Below are 18,476 nucleotides of genomic sequence, written 5' to 3' on the forward strand. Positions count from 1 at the left end.
TTGCCGGCGTTTCCGAACACCTCGTAGGTGATCCGTTTGACGTTGAACTGTTCGGGCGCCTGCGGGCCATTGACGGTGATGACCGGCTCGGGTTCCGAGAACTGGTGCACCTTGTACATGCACAGCAGGCCGACCCCGACCGCGACAACGGCGACCAGCGGCATCCAGGCCCGTCCCAAGACAGCCCTGCTGACTGAGCGAGGGCTCACTCGTTCAACTCCCCGAATCCCTCCTGACTCGCGTTCTCGCCTCGTCCCCGACCGCCCCGGTGCTTATATCAGGCTGCTTGATATAAGCACCCCCAGACACTATCAGCACCGGGCGGCGGCGCGAACAACCGGTGTGCGGAAACTATCATCTGCCGGCCCTGTCGGCAGCGCGAAGGAACGCGGCCGTGCACTCGCGCGATGTCGCGCGGACGCACAAACGAACGAATCAGGAGAGCGCTTTCAGGCGCCGTTTCAACCTCGCGCTGCTGAGGATCCGCAGAGCGAGGTTCGTTGAGGTCAGCATCGGAATGACGCCGAGAAAGGTGCGCTCCGACGGCGTGGCCCCATGCAGGTGGTAGAGGCTGCCGAAGACGTAAAAGCAGCCGAGCATGAACAACGCGCCGGGCAGGCAGAGCGCCATGAACGAGCCACGGTCGGCGACCACCTGCCGCGCGTAAGCCAACTCCTCCGCCGACATCGGTTCGCGTTTGCGCAACTTGCGCACAACCGTTCTGGCGCTTCCGATCTCTTCGCTCATCGGAGTCGGTGGTCGCCTCTCCAGCCTGCGCACGAACACGGCGGCGATGGCGGCCAGCGCCAACGCCAGGGCCAGGGCGACGACGGTCAGCAGGCCGAATAGTCCCTCAGTCACAATCCACCCCCACAGTCACCGCTTCCGCCCGTTGACCACGTCGCGGAGGACCAGCCCCACGAGGAATGCGAGGCCGACCGGCACCAAAACCTTGAAGACGGCCGAGGCGTGGCTGTAGAGCAATCCGTAGGCGATCGCCCCGATCACCACCATGGCGAGCAGGATGCCGCGGTTGATCCGGTCCGTTCTCATTGGCAGAACCTTACTTCTCGGTCGACGGGCCGGCGCGGCACCGGGATGTTCAGAACCCGAAGTCGCCGCCGCCGCCGGAATCCGAGCCGCCACCGAAGTCGGATCCGCCGCCGAAGTCCGAGCTGCCGCCGGAATCCCAGCCGCCGCCGAAGTCGGATCCGCCGCCGAAGCCCACGTCGCCACCGCCGGAATCCCAGCCGCCGCCGAAGCCCACGTCGCCACCGCCGGAGTACGAGGCGTCGTTGAACCCGACGTCGGCTTGCTGGCTGTCGTAACCGGCGCTTTGGCCGCCGTCGAAGTTGGCGTCGGCGTAAGCCGAGTCCCGGCCGGCCTCGAAGCCGCTCTCGTAGCTCCCACCCCAGTGGTTGTCCAGCAGCGCATCCATCAGCAGGACGTCGGTGAGCGCCCAGCCCCAACCCGGGCCCCAGAACGCGTAGGGGTAATACCCGGGGTAGAAGAACATCCCGTTGTAGTAGCCACCGCCGTAATAGTGCGGGTAACCCGGCTGCGGGGTGGTGCTGTAGTTGTTGTTGTTGATCGTCACGTACTCACCGGTGCTCGGGTCCTTCGTCCGCACCGAGGCCTGCTTGCGGTCGTCCGCCGGCACCGAGCGCACGGCGGAAGTGTTGGGTCGCCCGAGCTTTTGGTTGGCTTTGGCCACCGTCGACTCCACCACCCACAGGTGTGCCCGCGCCGCGCCGTAGTCGCCCTTTTCATAGGCCTGTCGGGCGTCATACAGGCTGGCGTTGGCCTTGGTCGACTCGGCGCTGACGTCCGTTTCGTCGTCGGTCAGCACCGCGTTGTCCAGGTCGCCGACATCCGCCGTGGCCCGGATCAACTCCTGCTTGACCTGCTCGCGCGCCTGTGCGTCCTTGCGCCGCTTACTGTTTCGGCTGACCGCGAACCAGATCAAGCCGGCCACGCTCAAGGCCACGGCGATGAACGCCAGCATGGTCCACAGCCACGCCCAGCGGTTCGGCTCGGCCTGCGTCGCCGGTGAGGTCGTCGTATGCGCACCGGCGGGCACGTCCACGCTGGCCAACCTGCTGACGAATTGACTGGTCGCGCCGTACGGGTCGTTTCGGTGGTCGGTGGCCGACTGGCTGAGCATCGGGTCGACGTTGTCCGCGATCACCCGTGGCACGTTGTAGGCGCGCACGTGGTAGCCCTTGGAGTCGATGACCAGGATGATCCCGCTGAACGAGGCATCGCGACCGAGGATGACTTTGTGGATGGCGTCCGGCGTGGTCACACCGGTCTGGTTCGGCGCCACCGCGGCCACCCAGATCGGCGGCCGGGAACTCCACGTCCACCGGCTGGCGAAAATCTGGTCGTTCAGCCGGTCGGGGTTCTGCAGCGGCGGATTAGCCGCCGGGTCGGCCACCACGTGCGTCTGGGCGTTGAACTTGTTCACCAGCTGATCGGTGTAGGTGTCGGCCGACGCGGGCGGCGCGAGCAGCATCGTCAGCGCCAGGATCAGCGGGGCGATAACGAGACCGCGAATTCGTAGGGTCACTTTCCTCCTGCCAGGGGTCGTTACGTCGATCCTTGCGGTGGACTCCGAAAACGTCCACTGCCGGCGCACGTATGTCACCGGGGTGAGGCCCGTCGTCGACGTCGGCGGATGGTTGACCGCCGGCGGCGTGCCGGATTTCCCCGGCTGCAGCTAGGCCTTGACGGGTGCGAGGTATCCGCGGGGGAGCACCGAGAAATCCACACAGGCGGCGGCCAAGACGTCGCCCAGGATCGGATGGACCGGCGCGGCCAGTGTGAGCATCGCGCCGGCCGATGGTGCCTTCAGGGTGGCGACGTTGTAGTTGGTCAGCAACTGGATCGCATCGGATGCCACGTCGCTCCAACCGGTGTGAACGGTCATCAGGGTGAGGACGCCGAGCGCCTCGCCGGACGGCGACAACAGGCGATGATGCCAGGCGTTGTCGGCCTTGTGTCCGGTGTGCGGCTCCACCACAGCGAGCACGGTGCCGCCGCCGTCTTCCAGGCGTGCGGCGCCGTCGGCGGGGACGATCTTGCCCACCGGCGTGTTCCCGTTGGTGATGGTTGTGGTTGCGGCCACCGCGATCTTGAGTTCGTCACCGGTGGCTGCGGACAGCGTGTACTCGCTCTTTCCCCCGTTCTTGAAGCCCAATAGCACCGCGGCGCCGCCCTTCTGCTGGGCGCGCCCGAGTTCGGTGCCTTCCGGGGTGGCGAGCTCCACCCGCAGGGCGTTGGATACCGCCCGGGTCACGCGCGCGAGGACGACCGTGGCATTGCCGAGGATTGGCATGGCGAGAGCCTAGGCCCGGGCGCGGCGATTATCAGCCGATTTCTCAGATCTTGACGGTCAGCGGCCACACGTTCCAGATGTCGTCGCAATACTCGGCGATGGCCCGGTCCGACGAGAACTTGCCGCTGCGAGCGGTGTTCAGGATGGACATCCTCGTCCAGGACTCCCTGTCCTGCCACGCGGCGCTCACCCGCTCCTGGCAGGTCACGTAGGACGCGTAGTCGGCGCACACCAGGAACGGGTCGTCGTGGCGCAGGTTGTCCACCAGCGGCCGGAACACCTCGGTGTCCCCGCGCGAAAATGTGCCGCAGGCAATCAGATCCAGCACCGCGGCCAGTTCCTCGTTGCCGTCGATGTAGTCCGCCGGGCGGTACCCGGCCGCCTTGACCGCCTGCACCTCCTGCTCGGTCAGGCCGAACAAGAAGAAGTTCTCCGGCCCCACCTCGTCGCGCATCTCGACGTTGGCGCCGTCGAGGGTGCCGACGGTCAGGGCGCCGTTGATCATGAACTTCATGTTCCCGGTGCCGGAGGCCTCCTTGCCCGCGGTCGAGATCTGTTCGGACAGATCGGCTGCCGGGTAGATCATGTGGGCGTTCTGCACATTGAAGTTCGGTACGAATGCCACCTTGAGGACCCGGTTGACGTCCGGGTCGGCGTTGACCGTCTCACCAACGGCGTTGATCAGCTTGATGATTCGCTTCGCCAGGAAGTAGCCCGGAGCGGCCTTGCCGCCGAAGATGAAGGCGCGCTGCGGAATCGACAGGCCGGGGTTTTGTTTGAGCCGGTGATAAAGCGCCACGATGTGCAACACGTTCAGGTGCTGCCGCTTGTACTCGTGGATGCGCTTGACCTGGACGTCGAACATCCAGTCCGGGCTGAGCTCGACGCCGGCCACCGAGCCGATGTAACGAGCCAGGCGCGCTTTGTTGTTGCGCTTGATGTCGCGCCACTCCCGGCGGAAGGAGGCGTCCTCGACGAACGGCTCCAGGCCGCGCAGGCGCCCGAGGTCGGTCAGCCAGCCGTCACCGACGGTGCGGTCCAGCAGTTCGCGGAGCCCCGGATTGGCAAGCGCCAGGAAGCGGCGCGGGGTCACGCCGTTGGTCTTGTTGCTGAACCGCTCCGGCCACATCTCGTAGAAGTCCTTGAGCACACTGCTTTTCAGGAGTTCCGAGTGCAGTGCGGCCACACCGTTGATGGCGTGGCTGCCCACGGTGGCCAGGTGCGCCATTCGGACGAACTTGCCGCCGTTCTCGCCGATGAGCGACATCCGGCTGACCCGCTCCTCGTCACCGGGGAACCGGGCGCGCACCTCGTCGAGGAACCGGCGGTTGATCTCGTAGATGATCTCGAGGTGGCGCGGTAGCGACTCCGCGAACAGCTCGAGGGGCCAGGTCTCCAGCGCCTCGGGCAGCAGGGTGTGGTTGGTGTAGCCGAACGTCGCGACCGTGATCTCCCACGCCTCGTCCCAGTCCAGCTGGCGCTCGTCGACCAGCAGCCGCATGAGCTCGGCGACGCCGATCGAGGGATGGGTGTCGTTGAGCTGCACGGCAAACCGCTGCGGAAGCTCCTTGACGGAGACGTCGGCGAGGTCGTCCATGATGTGCAGCACATGCTGCAGGGAGCAGGACACGAAGAAGTACTGCTGCAGTAGGCGCAGCTGTTTGCCCGCCTCCGGCTCGTCGTTGGGATAGAGCACCTTGGTGACGGTTTCCGACATGACCTCGTCTTCGACCGCCCCGTAGTAGTCGCCGGTGTTGAAGGCTTCCAACGCGAAGGACTTGACGGCGCGCGCGCTCCACAACGTCAGTACGTTGCAGGTGTTCACGCCGTAACCCTGGATGGGCGTGTCGTAGGCGACGCCCTTGAGCGCCCGGCCCGGCACCCACCGGACTCGGTCGTGGCCGGCCTCGTCGGTGTAGTGGGCGGCGTACCCGCCCCACTTCACCAAGTAGTTGACGTCGGGTTTGGCTATCTCCCAAGGGTTTCCGTGGTCCAGCCAGTTGTCGGTCTGCTCGACCTGCCAGCCGTCGTGGATCTCCTGGTCGAAGATGCCGAACTCGTAGCGGATTCCGTACCCGATCGCCGGCCGCTCCAGGGTGGCCAGCGAGTCGAGATAGCACGCGGCCAGCCGGCCGAGGCCGCCGTTGCCCAGTCCGGGCTCCTCCTCGCACGCCAGGACGGTGTCCAGATTCTGGCCCATCGCCGCCAGCGCGTCGCGGGCCGCGCGCTCCATGCCGAGGTTCAACAGGTTGTTGCCCAGTTGCGGGCCCATCAGGAATTCCGCGGACAGGTAACAGGTCACCTTGCGGCCGAGGTCGAGCGAGGTCTGGGTCGATACCACCCGGCGGTCCTGCATGCGGTCGCGCACCGCCAGCGCGAGGGCCCGGTAGTAGTGCTCGGGCCGCCGGGCCGCGGCCGGGCGCCCGATCGAGTAGCGCAGATGATCGTTGATGGCCCGCTGCAACGCGGCCGCGCTCATCCCGGTGCGGGAGTGCTCGACGAGGTCTGCCCGCGTGGGGGTGCCGGGCGAGATTCCGTCGGAGGGGGTCTGCTCGACATCGGTCATGGTGAGTCCTACTCCCTCGCAGCTGCCGCGGCACCGCACCGATTGTTCGGGGTGAGAGACCGCAAGTCTGGCAGCGATGTTTGCACATCAGGCGCGCAGTTGAAGGCTGTTGAGTAAACGCAAGCTCACCAGCGGGCGACGAAGCGGCGTTGGGACTAGCCGTCACGACGGGACGCGCCCGCCGGTGGCCGCCCGCGCCCAGCCTCAATGCGCGCCGGACAGGTTCAGGGTGACCACGCCGGCGATGATCAATCCGACCCCGACGACCTTGGTGAGCGACACCGGAGAGCCGAGAAACAGCACGGCGATGAGCACGATGAGGGCGGTGCCGATCGCCGACCACAACGCGTAGGCGACGTCTGTCTGCATGCCGCGCGCGATCGCCACCGCCAAGAGCGCGAAGGAGACGGCGTAGCCGGTCAGGCATATCACGGTCGGCCACAGCCGGGTGAAGCCTTCCGTGCTCTTGAGCAGGCTGGTCGCCATCACCTCCGCAAAGATGGCGCAGAGCAGAAACAGATAGGTCAAGACGCCTCCTTGCTGACGGAAGTTCACGTATCTGTGTACAGCAGGTGTCGTGGAAGGCTTGCGCCGCATGACGTTTCCCGCGCATCGATCGCGGTTCGACGTCGGCGACGTGATCGGGGAGCGGGCGTCGCCTCTGGCGCCGGCTGCTCGACTGGGCCGGGACCGTAACCTCTGAACCGTGACAAAGGATTTCGACCGGCGCCTGGGGCGCCACACCCCGGCGGTGCTGAGCGCGTTCCGGTTCGTCTATGGCCTGCTCTTCGCCGCGTACGGCTCGAGGAGCCTGTTCGATTGGCCCGTCCCATCGCCGGTCCATGTCGGTTTCGGCTCCTGGCCCGGCTGGTACGCCGGGCTGATCGAAATCGTCACGGGCCTGCTCATCGCCGCCGGGCTGTTCACCCGCGCCGCCGCGTTCCTGGCGTCGGGGCAGATGGCGGTGGCCTACTTCTGGATGCATCAACCGCAAGCGCTCTGGCCCGTGGCCGATCCCCCGGCGGGCAACGGCGGGGCACTGGCCATCCTGTTCTGCTTCGCCTTCTTCCTGCTGGTCTTCGCGGGCGGTGGGAGCTATTCGCTGGATGCGTTGCGCCGGTCCGCGCTTCCCCTGCACCCGCGATAATGGCATTCTCTGATACGGAGAAGCCATTTCCGTAGGAGGTCGAGGATGAGCGCTGACCAACGGTGCGACGGGATGGTGGCCCTCGTCACCGGCAGCAGCCGCGGATTGGGCAAGGCGATCGCCGCGCGGCTCGCCGCGCGCGGTGCCACCGTGGCGCTGACCGCCCGCACGATGGACCCCGACCCCAAGTACCAGGGGTCACTCGGCGAAACCCGGGACGGGATCCTCGCCGCGGGCGGGAAGGCCGTCGCGGTGCAGGCCGACCTCTCCCGATCCGAGGAACGGGAACGCCTTTTCGCCGAGGTGGTCAGCGCCGTCGGCGCACCGGACATCCTGGTCAACAACGCCGCGGTGACCTTTCTGCGGCCCCTGGACGGGTTCCCCGAACGGCGGGTCCGGCTGATGCTGGAAATGCATGTCCTCGGCCCGCTACAGCTGAGCCAGCTGGCGATCCCCGCCATGCGCGAGCGCGGCAGGGGCTGGATCCTGAATCTGACCTCCGTGGGCGGTGACCTGCCGGCGGGGCCGCCGTTCTCCGAATTCGACCGCACCGCGGGCTTCGGCGTCTACGGGACGGTCAAGGCCGCGCTCAACCGGTTGACGAAAAGCCTTGCGGCCGAGCTGTACGACGACGGGATCGCCGTCAACGCCGCCGCCCCCACCAATCCCGTGGCCACGCCCGGGGCGGGACTGCTCGACCTGGCGAAGATCGACACCGAGGACATCGAACTGATCACCGAGACCGCGTTCCGGTTGTGTACCGGCGATCCGAAGACCCTGACCGGTCGCATCGCACAGACGCAGCCCTTCCTCGCCGAGGTCGGGTGGACCAAGCCCGCCGGCTGAATGGCCGAGCTGGACCCGGACGAACTGCGGCGGCGACTGGCCGGCGCCGGCGTCACCGGTGTCGCCCCGCTGTCGGGGGGCGCCTCCAGCCTGACGTTCCAGGGCACCCGCGACGGCCGCCCGGTGGTGATCAAGGTCGCCCCGCCCGGCGTCGAACCGGTCGCGCACCGCGACGTGCTGCGCCAGGCCAGCATCATGAAAGCCCTTGCCGGCAGCGCGGTACCGGTGCCCGGGGTGCTGTGGGAGGACCCCGGGGCCCCGCCGCACACGCCGCCGTTGTTCGTGATGTCGCGCGTCGAAGGCGACTGTGCCGAGCCGCTTTTCGACGATTGTGCGGATGCTCCCGACCTTGCCGAGCGGTACCGCAACGCGTGCCGGGCGATGGCCGCCCTGCACAGCCTGCGGCCGAACGAGCTCGGCCTGACCGGTGAGCCGGTTATCGATGCGGCCGGCGAAGTCCGGCGATGGTCGGAAACGCTGCAGACCGTCGATGCGGCCTTGGTGCCGGATTGGCCGCGGGTGCGTGACGAGTTATTGGGTTGCGCGCCAATGGCGATGCGTCCGAGCGTCGTGCACGGTGATTTCCGGCTGGGCAACCTGGTGGCGGCCGGATCCCGCATCAACGCGGTGATCGACTGGGAGATCTGGTCAATCGGTGATCCACGGATCGACGCGGGCTGGTTCCTGATCAACTGCGACCCGTCCACGTACCGACGCGTTGCGGTTGCGGCGGCCACGGTGCCGCCCGTGGCCGAGCTCGCGGGGATCTACCGAGACGAGCTGGGCCTCGACGTCACCGACCTGGCTTGGTTCAGAGCGCTGGCGTGCTTCAAGTCGGCGGCGACGTGGGCGCTGATCGTCAAGCACAATCGGCGGCGGGCTTCGCCCCGAGCCGAATTGGAAGCGATGGCGGCAACGCTGCCGCGGTTGCTGGATCGGGCGCGGTCACTACTGGATTGACGGGCACCCGATCAGCTGCAGTTGGCGTGCAGATTCTGGCACCACATTCCGACGCCACCCCAGTCGCCCGACGAGCCGACTGAATCTTCGTATGGGTTGGTCATTGTGGTGGGGTACTGGATCTGCCATTCGTCGATCGTGGGGATGTCGTCCACCTGGCCCGGGTCCGGAGACGCCAGCGCCGTGCCGGTGCCAACCGTCAATCCCGCGACGAGCAGCGAACCCGCGACGAGCAGACCGGCGCACCTGCGAAGCATCATCGCGGACCTCTCCGTCGTCAGCCCGAACTGCGAACGATTCTACCTCCGCCCCTATATCGCATAAGAGTCACAAATACACAACAACTTCCATCGGCCGTCCAGCAAATTTCGCGACCCGAAACGGCCGGTGCGTACGTTGGCGTGCGTGAGGCCGGTAGCCGTGGTCGTTCGTCGCGCGCTGGTGGTCGCCGTTTGCCTCGTCATGTCGGTGGTCACGGCCCCCGCGGTGGCCGCCGATCCGGATGACGGTCCCGAGATAGAGCCCGCCGCCGCAGCGTCCGCACCGGCCGGGGGACCGGTGCCCTCGAACCCCCCCGTCACCCTCAACACTCCCGACGGCTGGACCCTGGGGCTGGGGGCGAAGGACGAGATGCAAGTGCCGGTGGCACCGCTGACCACCTCCATAGCGTCGCGCGAATACATGGCCAGTGGCATCTTCGTCGGCTCGCTGAAAGGACCGGAGGAGCCGCACGGAATCCTGGAGGTGGGCTATCAGATCGGCTGCGGGATCGACATGAGCACATCCAACGGCGTGATCATGGAAGGTGGTGCCGGCATCATCCCGGGCGTCAGCCCGACGTTCGACACCACCGGAACATTGCCGCCCCTGCTGCCGTTCGTTTCGACTCCGATGAACGGCGTGATGAGCATCGGCATGAAACCCGGCCTCGTCCTCACGGTCCCGGTGATCAAGAAGAATTTCAAGGGTGCGAATCCCTGGGTGATGATCAGCAACTTCCACATCAAGATCGACGGCTGTGTGGGCCAGTCGTTCATCCGCTCCTACGCTGTGCTGACGCGCATGACCGATCTGTCCGACGTGGTGCTGTCCTACGTCGGCGTCACCAAATCGGTCTGAGGCCAATGGTGGCGACCCGCGTCGCCCGGTTCCGCCGCGCTAGCGATCGCCACGGGCCAATGGTGGCGACCCGCGTCGCCCGGCTCCGCCGCGCTAGCGATCGCCACGGGCCAATGGTGGCGACCCGCGTCGCCCGGCTCCGCCGCGCTAGCGATCGCCACGCCGGGGGATGCCGGCCAGCTGGTCGGCGAACTTGGCCTCGGCGGCCGCGCGCAACCGCAGCAAGTGTTCGGACGGGAAAAGATCGGGCGCCGGCTCACGGTCTTTGAGCAGCAGACGGGCCAGGGTCACCTTGTGCACCTCGGTCGGGCCGTCGGCTAGCCCCAGCACGAACGACTCCACCAGGTACTGCACGAACGGCATCTCGTGCGTGGTGCCCAGCGATCCATGCAGCTGCAGCGCCCGCGACGACACGTCGTGCAACACCTGCTGCATCATCGCCTTCACCGCCGAGATGTCCGCCCGCACCGCGTGATAGTCGTTGAATTGGTCGATCTTCCAAGCGGTTTGCAGGGTCAGCAGGCGGAAGGCCTCGATCTCCATCCACGAGTCGGCGATCATCTCCTGGACGAGTTGCTTGTTGGACAGCATCTCACCCTGCGTGTACCGGGACACGGCCCGCTCGCAGAGCATGTCGAAGATTCGGCGGACCAGGCCGACCGTGCGCATCGCGTGGTGAATTCGCCCGCCGCCCAAGCGCGTCTGCGCCACGACGAACGCCCCACCCCGCGGGCCAAGCATGTGGTCGGTCGGCACGCGGACATTCTCGTACCGGACGTAGCCCTCGCGCCCGTTGCCCAGCGGCTGGTAGCCCAGGCCGACGTCGCGCAGCACGTTGATGCCGGGGGTGTCGCCGGGCACGACGAACATCGAATAGCGTTGGTAGGGCGGCGCGTCGGGGTCGGTCATCGCCATCACGATGATGAACGACGCCATCGAGGCGAACGACGAGAACCACTTCTCCCCGTTGATGATCCAATGATTCCCGTCGAGCACCGCGGTGGTGCGGAAGACCTTCGGGTCGGCGCCGCCCTGCGGCTCGGTCATTGAAAAGCAGGACACGATGCGGTTGTCCAGGAGCGGCTCCAGGTAGCGGGCTTTGAGTTCCGGGGTGCCGTAGTGCGCCAGGATTTCGCTGTTGCCGGAGTCGGGGGCCTGGGAGCCGAAGACGATCGGAGCGCACTCCGAGCGGCCCAGGATCTCGTTGAGCAGAGCAAGTTTGACCTGACCATAGCCGGGGCCGCCCAGGTGCGGCCCGAGGTGGGTGGCCCACAGGCCCCGCTCCTTGACGATCTCCTGTAGCGGCGGGATCAACGCCTGGCGCACCGGATCATTGAGGTCGTGAGACTCCTTGACGATCAAGTCGATCGGCTCGCACTCTTCGCGCACGAAGTCCTCGACCCATTTCAGTTGCTGCGCCCACTCGGGGTCGGTGGAGAAGTCCCACGACATCTAGCGTCCCTCTCGGTTGCTCTGGGCCACCACGCCCGCTTCGACGAGCGCGGTGATCTTCGGAGTGTCCATCCCCAGTTCGCGCAGCAGCGCGTCGGTGTGATCACCGGGAAGCGACGGCGAAGTGGGGGTCTGCGGCCGGGTCCGGGAGAACCGCGGTGCCGGCGCGGGTTGGGTGATGCCGTCGACCTCGATGAACGTCTTGCGCGCGGCGAGATGCGGATGTCGCGGCGCCTCGGATAGCGAAAGGACCGGCGTCGCACAGCATCCCGGGGCGTCGAGGAGCCGCTCCCACTCCCGGCTCGGCTTCTCGGCGAACCGGGCGGCCAGTGTGGCGCGGTGCGCTGCCCACGCCGCGGGCGCGTCGTCGTCGTGGGGCACGTCGACGCCAAGCCGATCGCACAGCTCCGCGTAGAACTTGGGCTCCATCGCGCCGACCGCGAAGTGGCCACCGTCGGCCGTGGCGTACACGCCGTAGAAGTGGGCAGCGCCGTCGAGCAGATTGGCGTGGCGCCGGTCGCGCCAGGTGCCGGCGGGCACCATCCCGAAATACGGCGCCAACAGCGTGGCGACACCGTCGACCATGGCGACGTCGAGCACCTGGCCGGTGCCGGACTCGCGGGCCTCGAGGATGGCGCTGAGCAGGCCGACGGCCAACAGCATTCCGCCGCCGCCGTAGTCGCCGACCAGATTCAGTGGCGGCACCGGCGATTCGGCGGTGCCGATGCCGTGCAGGGCACCGGCCAGGGCGATGTAGTTGATGTCGTGACCGGCGTGGCCGGCCAGCGGCCCGTCCTGCCCGTAGCCGGTCATGCGGGCATACACCAGGCGAGGATTGCGCTCACACAGCTCGTCCGGGCCGATGCCCAGGCGTTCGGCCACCCCGGGCCGGTAGACGTCGACGAAGGCGTCCGCGTCGGCGACCAGGCGATGAACGATTTCCCTGCCCCGCGCATCCTTGACGTCGACGGCGAGCGACCGCTGGCTTCGCCGCACCGCGTAATCGATGGGCAACGGACCGTCCACACCCGGCAAACCGTCGATGCGCACGACGTCGGCGCCCAAGTCGCCCAACAACATTCCGCAGAACGGGGCGGGACCCAGGCCGCCCATCATGACGATCCGCACGCCGCGCAGCGGCCCGGTCACGACGACCACTTCTTGCGGCGCTCGGCCGCCTCGTCGGTGGCGTGCGTGATCACCTGGTTGCGGTTCTCCAGCTCCAGGGCCGCCGACAGGCTGGCGGCGTCGGTGTTGACCTGCAGGGCGCGCTTGGTCAGTTGTGCACCCAGCGGGGAATGGCTCGCGATCAGCGCCGCCAGCTCGACCGCCCGGTCCGCCAACCGATCCGGTTCGACCACCTCGCTGACCAGGCCACGCCGGTCGGCTTCGCCGGCCGACACGGTGCGGCCGGTCAGCATCCAGTCGGCGGCCACGCTGGTGCCGACGATGCGCGGCAGGTGGTAGCTCATGCCCATCTCGGCGCCGGAGAGGCCCAGCAGGATGGCGGCGTTACCGAAAGACGCTGCCTCCGAACAGATTCGGATGTCGGCCGCCAGGCACAGCGCGAGGCCCGCCCCGACGCAGGGCCCGTTGACCGCGGCGATGACCGGCTGCGGCAGCGCACGAACGGCTTCCGCCAGGGCGGCCATCCGCTCCTGGAACCGCATCCGGTCCAGCGCGGGCGCGGTGGCCTCCAGCATGGAGGGGCCGAAGTCGCGGACGTCGATCCCCGCGCAGAAACCACGCCCGGCGCCGGTCAGCACGACCGCGCGCACGGAGCGGTCGGCGGCCAAATCGGCTAGGGCGTGGCCCAATTCGGCTTGCAGCGTCTCGTTGATGGCGTTGAGTTGCTTCGGCCGGTTCAGGCGCAACACGGCCACCCCGTCGCACGGCCGTTGCAGCTCCAGCGTGCTCGGCACGGTCACACCCGCTCGATGATGGTCGCCGTGCCCATCCCGCCGCCGGTGCACATGGTGAGGCACCGGGCGAACAACGCCTGCGGGTGCACGGCGTGCAGGCCACCGTCCGGGCGGCCTCGGCCGCGCGGCGTGCGCACCGCGTCGAGAATCCAGGCGTCGATGACGGACTCCCATCTCCCGGGCCAACTCAGGTCACCGGTATCGTAATGCGTCTCTCGGCTGCGGAGAACAACCTTCTCCAAATTAGCTGAAGCTATTCTCCGGTGGGGCCGGCGCCGGTGCGGCTCCGGTCGCGGCTGAACCGGAAAAACGTTGGCCCGCAACCCGCCTGGCGCCGCAGCGCAAGGCGGCGCATAACGGCGCGCGCAGCGGGTAACCCTTCGCGATGACCAAGATCGGATACTTTCTTTCCTGCGAGCAGTACGGCCCGAAGGAACTCATCGACCAGGCCAAGCGTGCGGAGGCGGCGGGTTTCGACGGGCTCTGGATCTCCGACCACTTTCACCCCTGGAACGACGAGCAGGGCCAGAGCCCGTTCGTGTGGGGCGTGATCGGCGCCCTGTCGGAGGTGACGTCCTTGCCCGTCAGCACCGCCGTGACCTGCCCGACCATCCGGACCCATCCGGCGATCGTCGCCCAGGCCTCCGCCACCGCGGCCGTGCAACTGGACGGCCGCTTCGTGCTCGGGGTGGGCAGCGGTGAGGCGCTGAACGAGCACATCCTCGGCGACGCATGGCCGTCGGTGGGCGTGCGTCAGGAGATGTTGGAGGAGGCGGTCGACGTCATCCGCCTGCTGCACCGCGGCGGCGAGGTGAGCCACCACGGCAAGCATTACGAGGTGCAGGAGGCCCGCATCTACACGCGGCCCGAGCAGCCGGTCCCCATCTACGTGTCCGGCTTCGGACCGCAGGGCGCCGAGCTGGCCGGGCGCATCGGCGACGGCTTCGTCCTGGTGACGCCCGAAGCCGACCTCGTCAAGACCTTCAGGGAGTCCGGCGGCGGCGACAAACCCGTGCAGGCCGGCACCAAGGTCAGTTGGGATCAGGACGCGGACAAGGCCCTCGAGGTGGCGCATCGGTTGTGGGGCAACGACGCCCTGCCCGGGCAGTCCGCGCAGACCCTGCCGCGGCCCAAGGATTTCGCCGCGTTGATGTCGCTCGTGACGCCCGACCAGGTCGCCGAAGCGGTCACCTGCGGACCCGACCCCGACACGCATGCCGCGAAGGTGCGCGAATACATCGACGCCGGCATCGACGAGGTGTACGTGCAGCAGATCGGTCCGGACACGGACGGCTTCTTCGCGGCGTACGAGCGCGATGTGCTGCCGCAACTGCGCGGCTGACGCTCAGGCTTCGGCGTCGCCGTAGAAACCGGCCCTAAGCAACGCGGTGATCTCGCTGACCAGGGGCATCCGCGGGTTTGTGCGGTTACTGAGGTCCTCGAACGCCGTCATCGCCAGCGCGGGCAGCGCCGTCAGGAATTGCTCCTCCTCGACGCCGCAGTCGCGCAGCGACCGCGGCATGTTCAGCCGGCTCAGCAGATCGTCGACTCCCTGAAGCAATCGATCGCGGCACTCGGCGGGCTCATGACCGCCGAAGATCAGCTGACCGAGCTGCGCGTATTTGTCCGGCGCCACGTAGGCGGAATAACCCGGCGCGGGCATGAACTTGCTTGGCAGACTGGCGTTGTAGCGCAGCACGTGTGGCAGGAAGACACCGTTGGCCCTGCCATGCGAGATCTGAAACCTCGCGCCGACGGCGTGGGCGAGCGCATGATTCGTCCCGACGAATGCGTTCGAGAAGGCAAGCCCGGCAAGGGTTGCCGCGTTGGACATGTCGGTTCGCGCGGACAGGTCGTCGGGGTCATCGTATGCCCCGGGCAACGCGTCGAAGATCAGTCGTGCCGCCTGCGCGCACAACGCGTCGGTATATGGCGACGCGAAGATCGAGACGGCAGCCTCCAGGGCGTGTGTCAGCGCGTCGATGCCGGTGTCGGCGGTCAGTGTCTGTGGCATGGACGAGGTGAGAATCGGGTCGACGATCGCGAGGTCAGGCACCAGGCTGTAGTCGACCAGCGTCTCCTTCTTGCCGCGGACCGTCAGCACCGCCGCCGGCGAGACTTCCGACCCGGTGCCGGATGTCGTTGGGACCGCGACCAATTGGACACCGTGCCGGTCGACCGGATAGTCGGCCACGCGCTTGCGCGGGTCGAGGAAGGGCATCGTCAACTCGTCGACGCTTTTCTCCGGGTGCTCGTAGAACAACCGGATCGCCTTGCCGGCGTCCAGAACCGAGCCGCCGCCGACGGCGAGCAGCAGATCGGGTTGGACGCGTTGCAGCAACGCGACACCGCGCCTGATCGTCGCCTCGTCGGGCTCAGGTGTCACCTCGCTGAACACCTGCACGTGTTGGGCGCGCAACTTGCCGCGTAACTGGTCGATCACGCCGCGCTCTTCGGTCACTGCGTCGGTGACCACCACGACGGTGTCACAGTCGAGTTCGCGCAAATTGTCCAGCGCGCCTTCGTTGAAGTAGGTATTGGACGGCACCCGGAACCATTGGGGCGGGGTGCGGCGCCGCGAGACCGTCTTGATGTTCAGCAGTTGGCGATAGTTGACGTTTTCCGTCGTGCTCGACCCGCCCCACGTGCCGCAACCCAAGGAGAACGTGGGTGTCAGGTTGTTGTAGACGCCGCCGAGGGCTCCGACCGCGGTGGGCGCGTTGACCAGAATGCGCCCCGTGCGGACCGCCAGGCCGTATGCCTCGATGACATCGTCATCGTTGGCGTACACCGCCGACGTGTGACCCAGGCCCCCGTGCTCGGTGACCAGAACGGCCACGTCGATGGCGTGCTGGACACTGCTCGCGCGCACCACCCCCAGCACCGGCATCAGCTTCTCCTGCAACAGGGGATGCGACGCGAGCTCATCGAGGTCGCCGGGGAGCTGGGCCAGCAGCACCTTCACCGCCGGCGACACGCTGAAACCGGCTCGGGCGGCCAGCTCCGACGCCTTCTGCCCGACCGCCTCATGCGAGATCTTGTCGCCGCAGCCAAACGCGAACTGCGCCACCGCGGTGGCCTCGGCGGCGGTGAGCACGCGGGCGCCCATCCGCTCGAACTCGGCCATCGCTTCGTCGTATACCTCATCGTCGATGATGCAAGTTTGCTCTGCGGGGCAAATGACCGATGAGTCAAAGGTTTTCGAAATCAGGATGTCGACGACCGCGCCCTTCAGGTCCGCCGTCTTGTGAACGTAGATCGGCGCGTTGCCCGGACCCACCGACAGGCCGGGCTTTCCGGCCGAATTCGCCAGCGCGACGATCTTCGGCCCGCCCGTCACCCAGATGAAATCGATCTTCGGATGCTTGAACAGGTAGTGCGTCACCTCGTGCGCGGCGTCGGGAATGACCTGCAGCGCCCCGGGGGGCATCCCGGCCGCCTCGGCCGCCGTGCGGAGGATCTCGAGGCTGCGTTCGCAGCACCGGACCGCGTACGGTGACGGCCGGAACAGAATCGCGTTGCGGGTCTTGGCGGCCACGATGGCCTTGAACAGCACGGTCGACGTCGGGTTGGTGACCGGGGTGATGCCCAGTACGACGCCGATCGGCTCGGCCACATGGGTGATGTTGTTTTCGACGTCCTCGTCGATGACTCCCACCGATTTCTTGCCGCGCAGGTAGTCGTGCAGGAACTCGGTGGCCACGTAGTTCTTGACGACCTTGTCCTCGAAGACGCCGAATCCCGTCTCTTCGATCGCGACACTCGCCAGTTCCCCGGCGGCACGCACCCCGGCGCGCACCATTGCCTCGACGATGGCGTCGACCTGCTGCTGGTCGAGCTTGCGGAATTCTCGGGCCGCCTGCGCCGCCGCGTCGACGATCGCGTCGACTTCCTGCCTGCGCTCGTCGGCAAGCGTGGGTGTTTCGAGGGCGGGGGCGGGCGGGGTTTGCGTAGTGGTCATGATGGCGTTCCGGCTGGTTAGGGACAATAAGGGCCTGCAGAATGAGCCGATGCTACGTCGGACGCGTCGACGCGAAGTAGGGCTGAAAGGCCCTCGACGGGCTGGCCCGGCCAGGCCACATCTGGCGCGTGCGGACCGTCTGCGGTGCCCGTCCGGTGGCGATACTGGCGGGCATGCGCGTTACCGTCGACTACGACCTGTGTGAGGGACACGGGCAGTGCCTGCTGGCCGCTCCCGATGTTTTCGACATTCCCGACGGTGCCGAACAAGTGGTGGTGCTCGAAGCCGACCCGCCCGAGGCCGAGCGTGACCGCGTGATCCGGGCGGCCGCGATGTGCCCCGCCCAAGCGATTCAGATCCTCAACTGATTCGGCCTGTCTCGGCGACGTCATCGAGCAACCGGTAGCGGCCGGCCAGCGCGGCGGCGGCGATGCGGTTGCCGACCCCGAGTTTGTGCAGCAGCGACGCCACCATGCGTTTGGCGGTGCGCTCCGACACCAGCATCCGCTGGGCGATGTCGCCGGTCTCCATGCCGGTCGCAAGCAAGGTCCACAGCTGGAGATCCTGGGCGCTGAGGTTGTCCAGCAGCTCGGACGGCGGCTTGCGGGTGTTGCTGAGTAGCGCGTCGAGCAGCGCGCCATCGACGACCCGCAGGCCCTCCGCGATGGTCCACAAGGGCCCCGCCAGCGCCTCGGGGCGCGCGGTTTTGGACAGGAAGCCGTCGGCACCGGCCCGCAACGCCTCCTCGGCCAGTGCCAGGTCGTCGGTACCCGATAGCGCCAGGATCCGGGTCGTCGGCCGGCGCGCCTTGACATGCCGGATCGCGGCGACGCCCCCCAGGGGCGGCATCGAAAGGTCGATGATCGCGAGGTCGGCCTCGCAGCGGGCCACCAGGTCGGCGGCCTCTTCCACGTAGGTCGTCTGGCCACCTACGGTGAACAGTTCGCCCCACTCGCGGGTGAGCAGCAGGGCGAGGCCCTGTGCGAACAGCTCGTGGTCGTCCACGATCACCACGACGTATGGCGAGCGGGTCATTGCCGCGATGCTAAACCCAACCCTATGGTCAGCCGGGTGAGATCGCTCGATCAGTTCAAGACGGCCACCGAATTCGACGGCGAGGACTACGGGCTGGCCCGCACGGTCGTCGCCCTGTCTCTTATACACAT

The 18,476-nt window shown here is 67.4% G+C and carries 20 protein-coding genes; 6 read left to right on the top strand and 14 right to left on the bottom strand.

The window, feature by feature from the left end:
• The 7 genes from WU80_RS25570 to WU80_RS19680 form a co-directional block, all read right to left on the bottom strand.
• Nucleotides 1–164 (bottom strand): MmpS family transport accessory protein (locus tag WU80_RS25570; protein WP_231633864.1); only part of this gene is annotated, 164 nt, incomplete at its 3' end.
• A gap of 271 nt (nt 165–435) precedes the next feature.
• The gene (locus WU80_RS19660; RefSeq protein ID WP_055404812.1) at nt 436–861 is read right to left on the bottom strand and encodes a hypothetical protein; all 426 of its coding nucleotides are present in this window, start codon (nt 859–861) and stop codon (nt 436–438) included.
• A gap of 15 nt (nt 862–876) precedes the next feature.
• Nucleotides 877–1,053 carry a hypothetical protein gene (locus WU80_RS26160; RefSeq protein ID WP_197281305.1) on the bottom strand — a complete coding sequence of 59 codons (177 nt, stop codon included), beginning with the start codon at nt 1,051–1,053 and terminating at the stop codon, nt 877–879.
• A 49-nt stretch (nt 1,054–1,102) separates the two neighbouring features.
• Nucleotides 1,103–2,569, bottom strand: a complete 1,467-nt coding sequence (locus WU80_RS19665; protein WP_055404811.1) for a hypothetical protein — start codon at nt 2,567–2,569, stop codon at nt 1,103–1,105.
• Nucleotides 2,570–2,719: 150 nt separating this feature from the next.
• Nucleotides 2,720–3,337 carry a hypothetical protein gene (locus WU80_RS19670; RefSeq protein ID WP_055404810.1) on the bottom strand — a complete coding sequence of 206 codons (618 nt, stop codon included), beginning with the start codon at nt 3,335–3,337 and terminating at the stop codon, nt 2,720–2,722.
• Between the two features lie 43 nt (nt 3,338–3,380).
• A complete protein-coding gene (locus WU80_RS19675; RefSeq protein WP_055404817.1) occupies nt 3,381–5,816 on the bottom strand; it encodes a glycogen/starch/alpha-glucan phosphorylase in 2,436 nt (811 codons plus the stop codon).
• A 291-nt stretch (nt 5,817–6,107) separates the two neighbouring features.
• On the bottom strand, nt 6,108–6,431 hold the full coding sequence (locus tag WU80_RS19680) for a multidrug efflux SMR transporter (protein WP_055404809.1): 324 nt from the start codon (nt 6,429–6,431) through the stop codon (nt 6,108–6,110).
• Between the two features lie 178 nt (nt 6,432–6,609).
• Between WU80_RS19680 and WU80_RS19685 the strand changes: the two genes are divergently transcribed.
• The 3 genes from WU80_RS19685 to WU80_RS19695 are packed head-to-tail and all read left to right on the top strand — an operon-like array spanning nt 6,610 to nt 8,856.
• Nucleotides 6,610–7,050, top strand: coding sequence for a DoxX family protein (locus tag WU80_RS19685; RefSeq protein WP_055404808.1), 441 nt, complete (start codon nt 6,610–6,612; stop codon nt 7,048–7,050).
• A 45-nt stretch (nt 7,051–7,095) separates the two neighbouring features.
• Nucleotides 7,096–7,896, top strand: a complete 801-nt coding sequence (locus WU80_RS19690; protein WP_055404807.1) for an SDR family NAD(P)-dependent oxidoreductase — start codon at nt 7,096–7,098, stop codon at nt 7,894–7,896.
• Nucleotides 7,897–8,856 (top strand): phosphotransferase family protein, encoded by a 960-nt coding sequence (locus WU80_RS19695; RefSeq protein ID WP_055404806.1) that lies wholly within the window; start codon nt 7,897–7,899, stop codon nt 8,854–8,856. It begins immediately after the preceding gene.
• A gap of 11 nt (nt 8,857–8,867) precedes the next feature.
• On the opposite strand, the gene WU80_RS19700 is transcribed toward WU80_RS19695, so the two are convergent.
• Nucleotides 8,868–9,116 (bottom strand): hypothetical protein, encoded by a 249-nt coding sequence (locus WU80_RS19700; RefSeq protein WP_055404805.1) that lies wholly within the window; start codon nt 9,114–9,116, stop codon nt 8,868–8,870.
• Nucleotides 9,117–9,318: 202 nt separating this feature from the next.
• On the opposite strand from WU80_RS19700, the gene WU80_RS19705 reads away from it, so the two are divergent.
• On the top strand, nt 9,319–9,975 hold the full coding sequence (locus WU80_RS19705) for an MspA family porin (protein WP_055404816.1): 657 nt from the start codon (nt 9,319–9,321) through the stop codon (nt 9,973–9,975).
• Nucleotides 9,976–10,122: 147 nt separating this feature from the next.
• On the opposite strand, the gene WU80_RS19710 is transcribed toward WU80_RS19705, so the two are convergent.
• Genes WU80_RS19710 through WU80_RS19725 form a run of 4 tightly spaced genes read right to left on the bottom strand, consistent with a single transcriptional unit; the run spans nt 10,123 to nt 13,591 of the window.
• Nucleotides 10,123–11,427: an acyl-CoA dehydrogenase family protein gene (locus WU80_RS19710; protein WP_055404804.1), complete on the bottom strand. Its 1,305-nt coding sequence runs from the start codon at nt 11,425–11,427 to the stop codon at nt 10,123–10,125.
• The gene (locus WU80_RS19715; protein WP_055404815.1) at nt 11,428–12,576 is read right to left on the bottom strand and encodes a CaiB/BaiF CoA-transferase family protein; all 1,149 of its coding nucleotides are present in this window, start codon (nt 12,574–12,576) and stop codon (nt 11,428–11,430) included. It lies immediately after the preceding gene.
• On the bottom strand, nt 12,573–13,355 hold the full coding sequence (locus tag WU80_RS19720) for an enoyl-CoA hydratase/isomerase family protein (RefSeq protein ID WP_055404803.1): 783 nt from the start codon (nt 13,353–13,355) through the stop codon (nt 12,573–12,575). Before WU80_RS19720 ends, WU80_RS19715 begins: the two co-directional genes overlap by 4 nt.
• A complete protein-coding gene (locus tag WU80_RS19725) occupies nt 13,352–13,591 on the bottom strand; it encodes a hypothetical protein (protein ID WP_055405814.1) in 240 nt (79 codons plus the stop codon). The genes WU80_RS19720 and WU80_RS19725 overlap by 4 nt, the downstream gene beginning before the upstream one ends.
• A 143-nt stretch (nt 13,592–13,734) precedes the next feature.
• On the opposite strand from WU80_RS19725, the gene WU80_RS19730 reads away from it, so the two are divergent.
• On the top strand, nt 13,735–14,691 hold the full coding sequence (locus tag WU80_RS19730) for an LLM class F420-dependent oxidoreductase (protein ID WP_055404802.1): 957 nt from the start codon (nt 13,735–13,737) through the stop codon (nt 14,689–14,691).
• A 3-nt stretch (nt 14,692–14,694) separates the two neighbouring features.
• Here the strand turns inward: WU80_RS19730 and adhE are convergent, their stop codons facing one another.
• Complete coding sequence (gene adhE / locus WU80_RS19735; protein ID WP_055404801.1) at nt 14,695–17,310, bottom strand: bifunctional acetaldehyde-CoA/alcohol dehydrogenase; 2,616 nt, start codon at nt 17,308–17,310, stop codon at nt 14,695–14,697.
• A gap of 173 nt (nt 17,311–17,483) precedes the next feature.
• Here adhE and WU80_RS19740 point away from each other — a divergent pair, with 173 nt between their 5' ends.
• The gene (locus WU80_RS19740; protein WP_055404814.1) at nt 17,484–17,678 is read left to right on the top strand and encodes a ferredoxin; all 195 of its coding nucleotides are present in this window, start codon (nt 17,484–17,486) and stop codon (nt 17,676–17,678) included.
• Here the strand turns inward: WU80_RS19740 and WU80_RS19745 are convergent.
• Nucleotides 17,671–18,345, bottom strand: a complete 675-nt coding sequence (locus WU80_RS19745) for a response regulator transcription factor (protein WP_197281304.1) — start codon at nt 18,343–18,345, stop codon at nt 17,671–17,673. The two genes, WU80_RS19740 and WU80_RS19745, sit on opposite strands and share 8 nt — an antisense overlap.
• Between the last annotated feature and the right edge of the window lie 131 nt (nt 18,346–18,476).

This window comes from Mycobacterium sp. UM_11 (assembly GCF_001414075.1).
GTDB lineage: Bacteria > Actinomycetota > Actinomycetes > Mycobacteriales > Mycobacteriaceae > Mycobacterium.

Excerpts from the sequence above, each read along its gene's own strand:
- WU80_RS19695 (WP_055404806.1), top strand. The coding sequence starts at position 7,897 with ATGGCCGAGCTGGACCCGGACGAACTGCGGCGGCGACTGGCCGGCGCC.
- WU80_RS26160 (WP_197281305.1), bottom strand. The coding sequence starts at position 1,053 with ATGAGAACGGACCGGATCAACCGCGGCATCCTGCTCGCCATGGTGGTG.
- WU80_RS19700 (WP_055404805.1), bottom strand. The coding sequence starts at position 9,116 with ATGATGCTTCGCAGGTGCGCCGGTCTGCTCGTCGCGGGTTCGCTGCTC.
- WU80_RS19730 (WP_055404802.1), top strand. The coding sequence starts at position 13,735 with ATGACCAAGATCGGATACTTTCTTTCCTGCGAGCAGTACGGCCCGAAG.
- WU80_RS19675 (WP_055404817.1), bottom strand. The coding sequence starts at position 5,816 with ATGAGCGCGGCCGCGTTGCAGCGGGCCATCAACGATCATCTGCGCTAC.
- WU80_RS19710 (WP_055404804.1), bottom strand. The coding sequence starts at position 11,427 with ATGTCGTGGGACTTCTCCACCGACCCCGAGTGGGCGCAGCAACTGAAA.
- adhE (WP_055404801.1), bottom strand. The coding sequence starts at position 17,310 with ATGACCACTACGCAAACCCCGCCCGCCCCCGCCCTCGAAACACCCACG.
- WU80_RS19740 (WP_055404814.1), top strand. The coding sequence starts at position 17,484 with ATGCGCGTTACCGTCGACTACGACCTGTGTGAGGGACACGGGCAGTGC.
- WU80_RS19690 (WP_055404807.1), top strand. The coding sequence starts at position 7,096 with ATGAGCGCTGACCAACGGTGCGACGGGATGGTGGCCCTCGTCACCGGC.
- WU80_RS19745 (WP_197281304.1), bottom strand. The coding sequence starts at position 18,345 with ATGACCCGCTCGCCATACGTCGTGGTGATCGTGGACGACCACGAGCTG.
- WU80_RS19705 (WP_055404816.1), top strand. The coding sequence starts at position 9,319 with ATGTCGGTGGTCACGGCCCCCGCGGTGGCCGCCGATCCGGATGACGGT.
- WU80_RS19670 (WP_055404810.1), bottom strand. The coding sequence starts at position 3,337 with ATGCCAATCCTCGGCAATGCCACGGTCGTCCTCGCGCGCGTGACCCGG.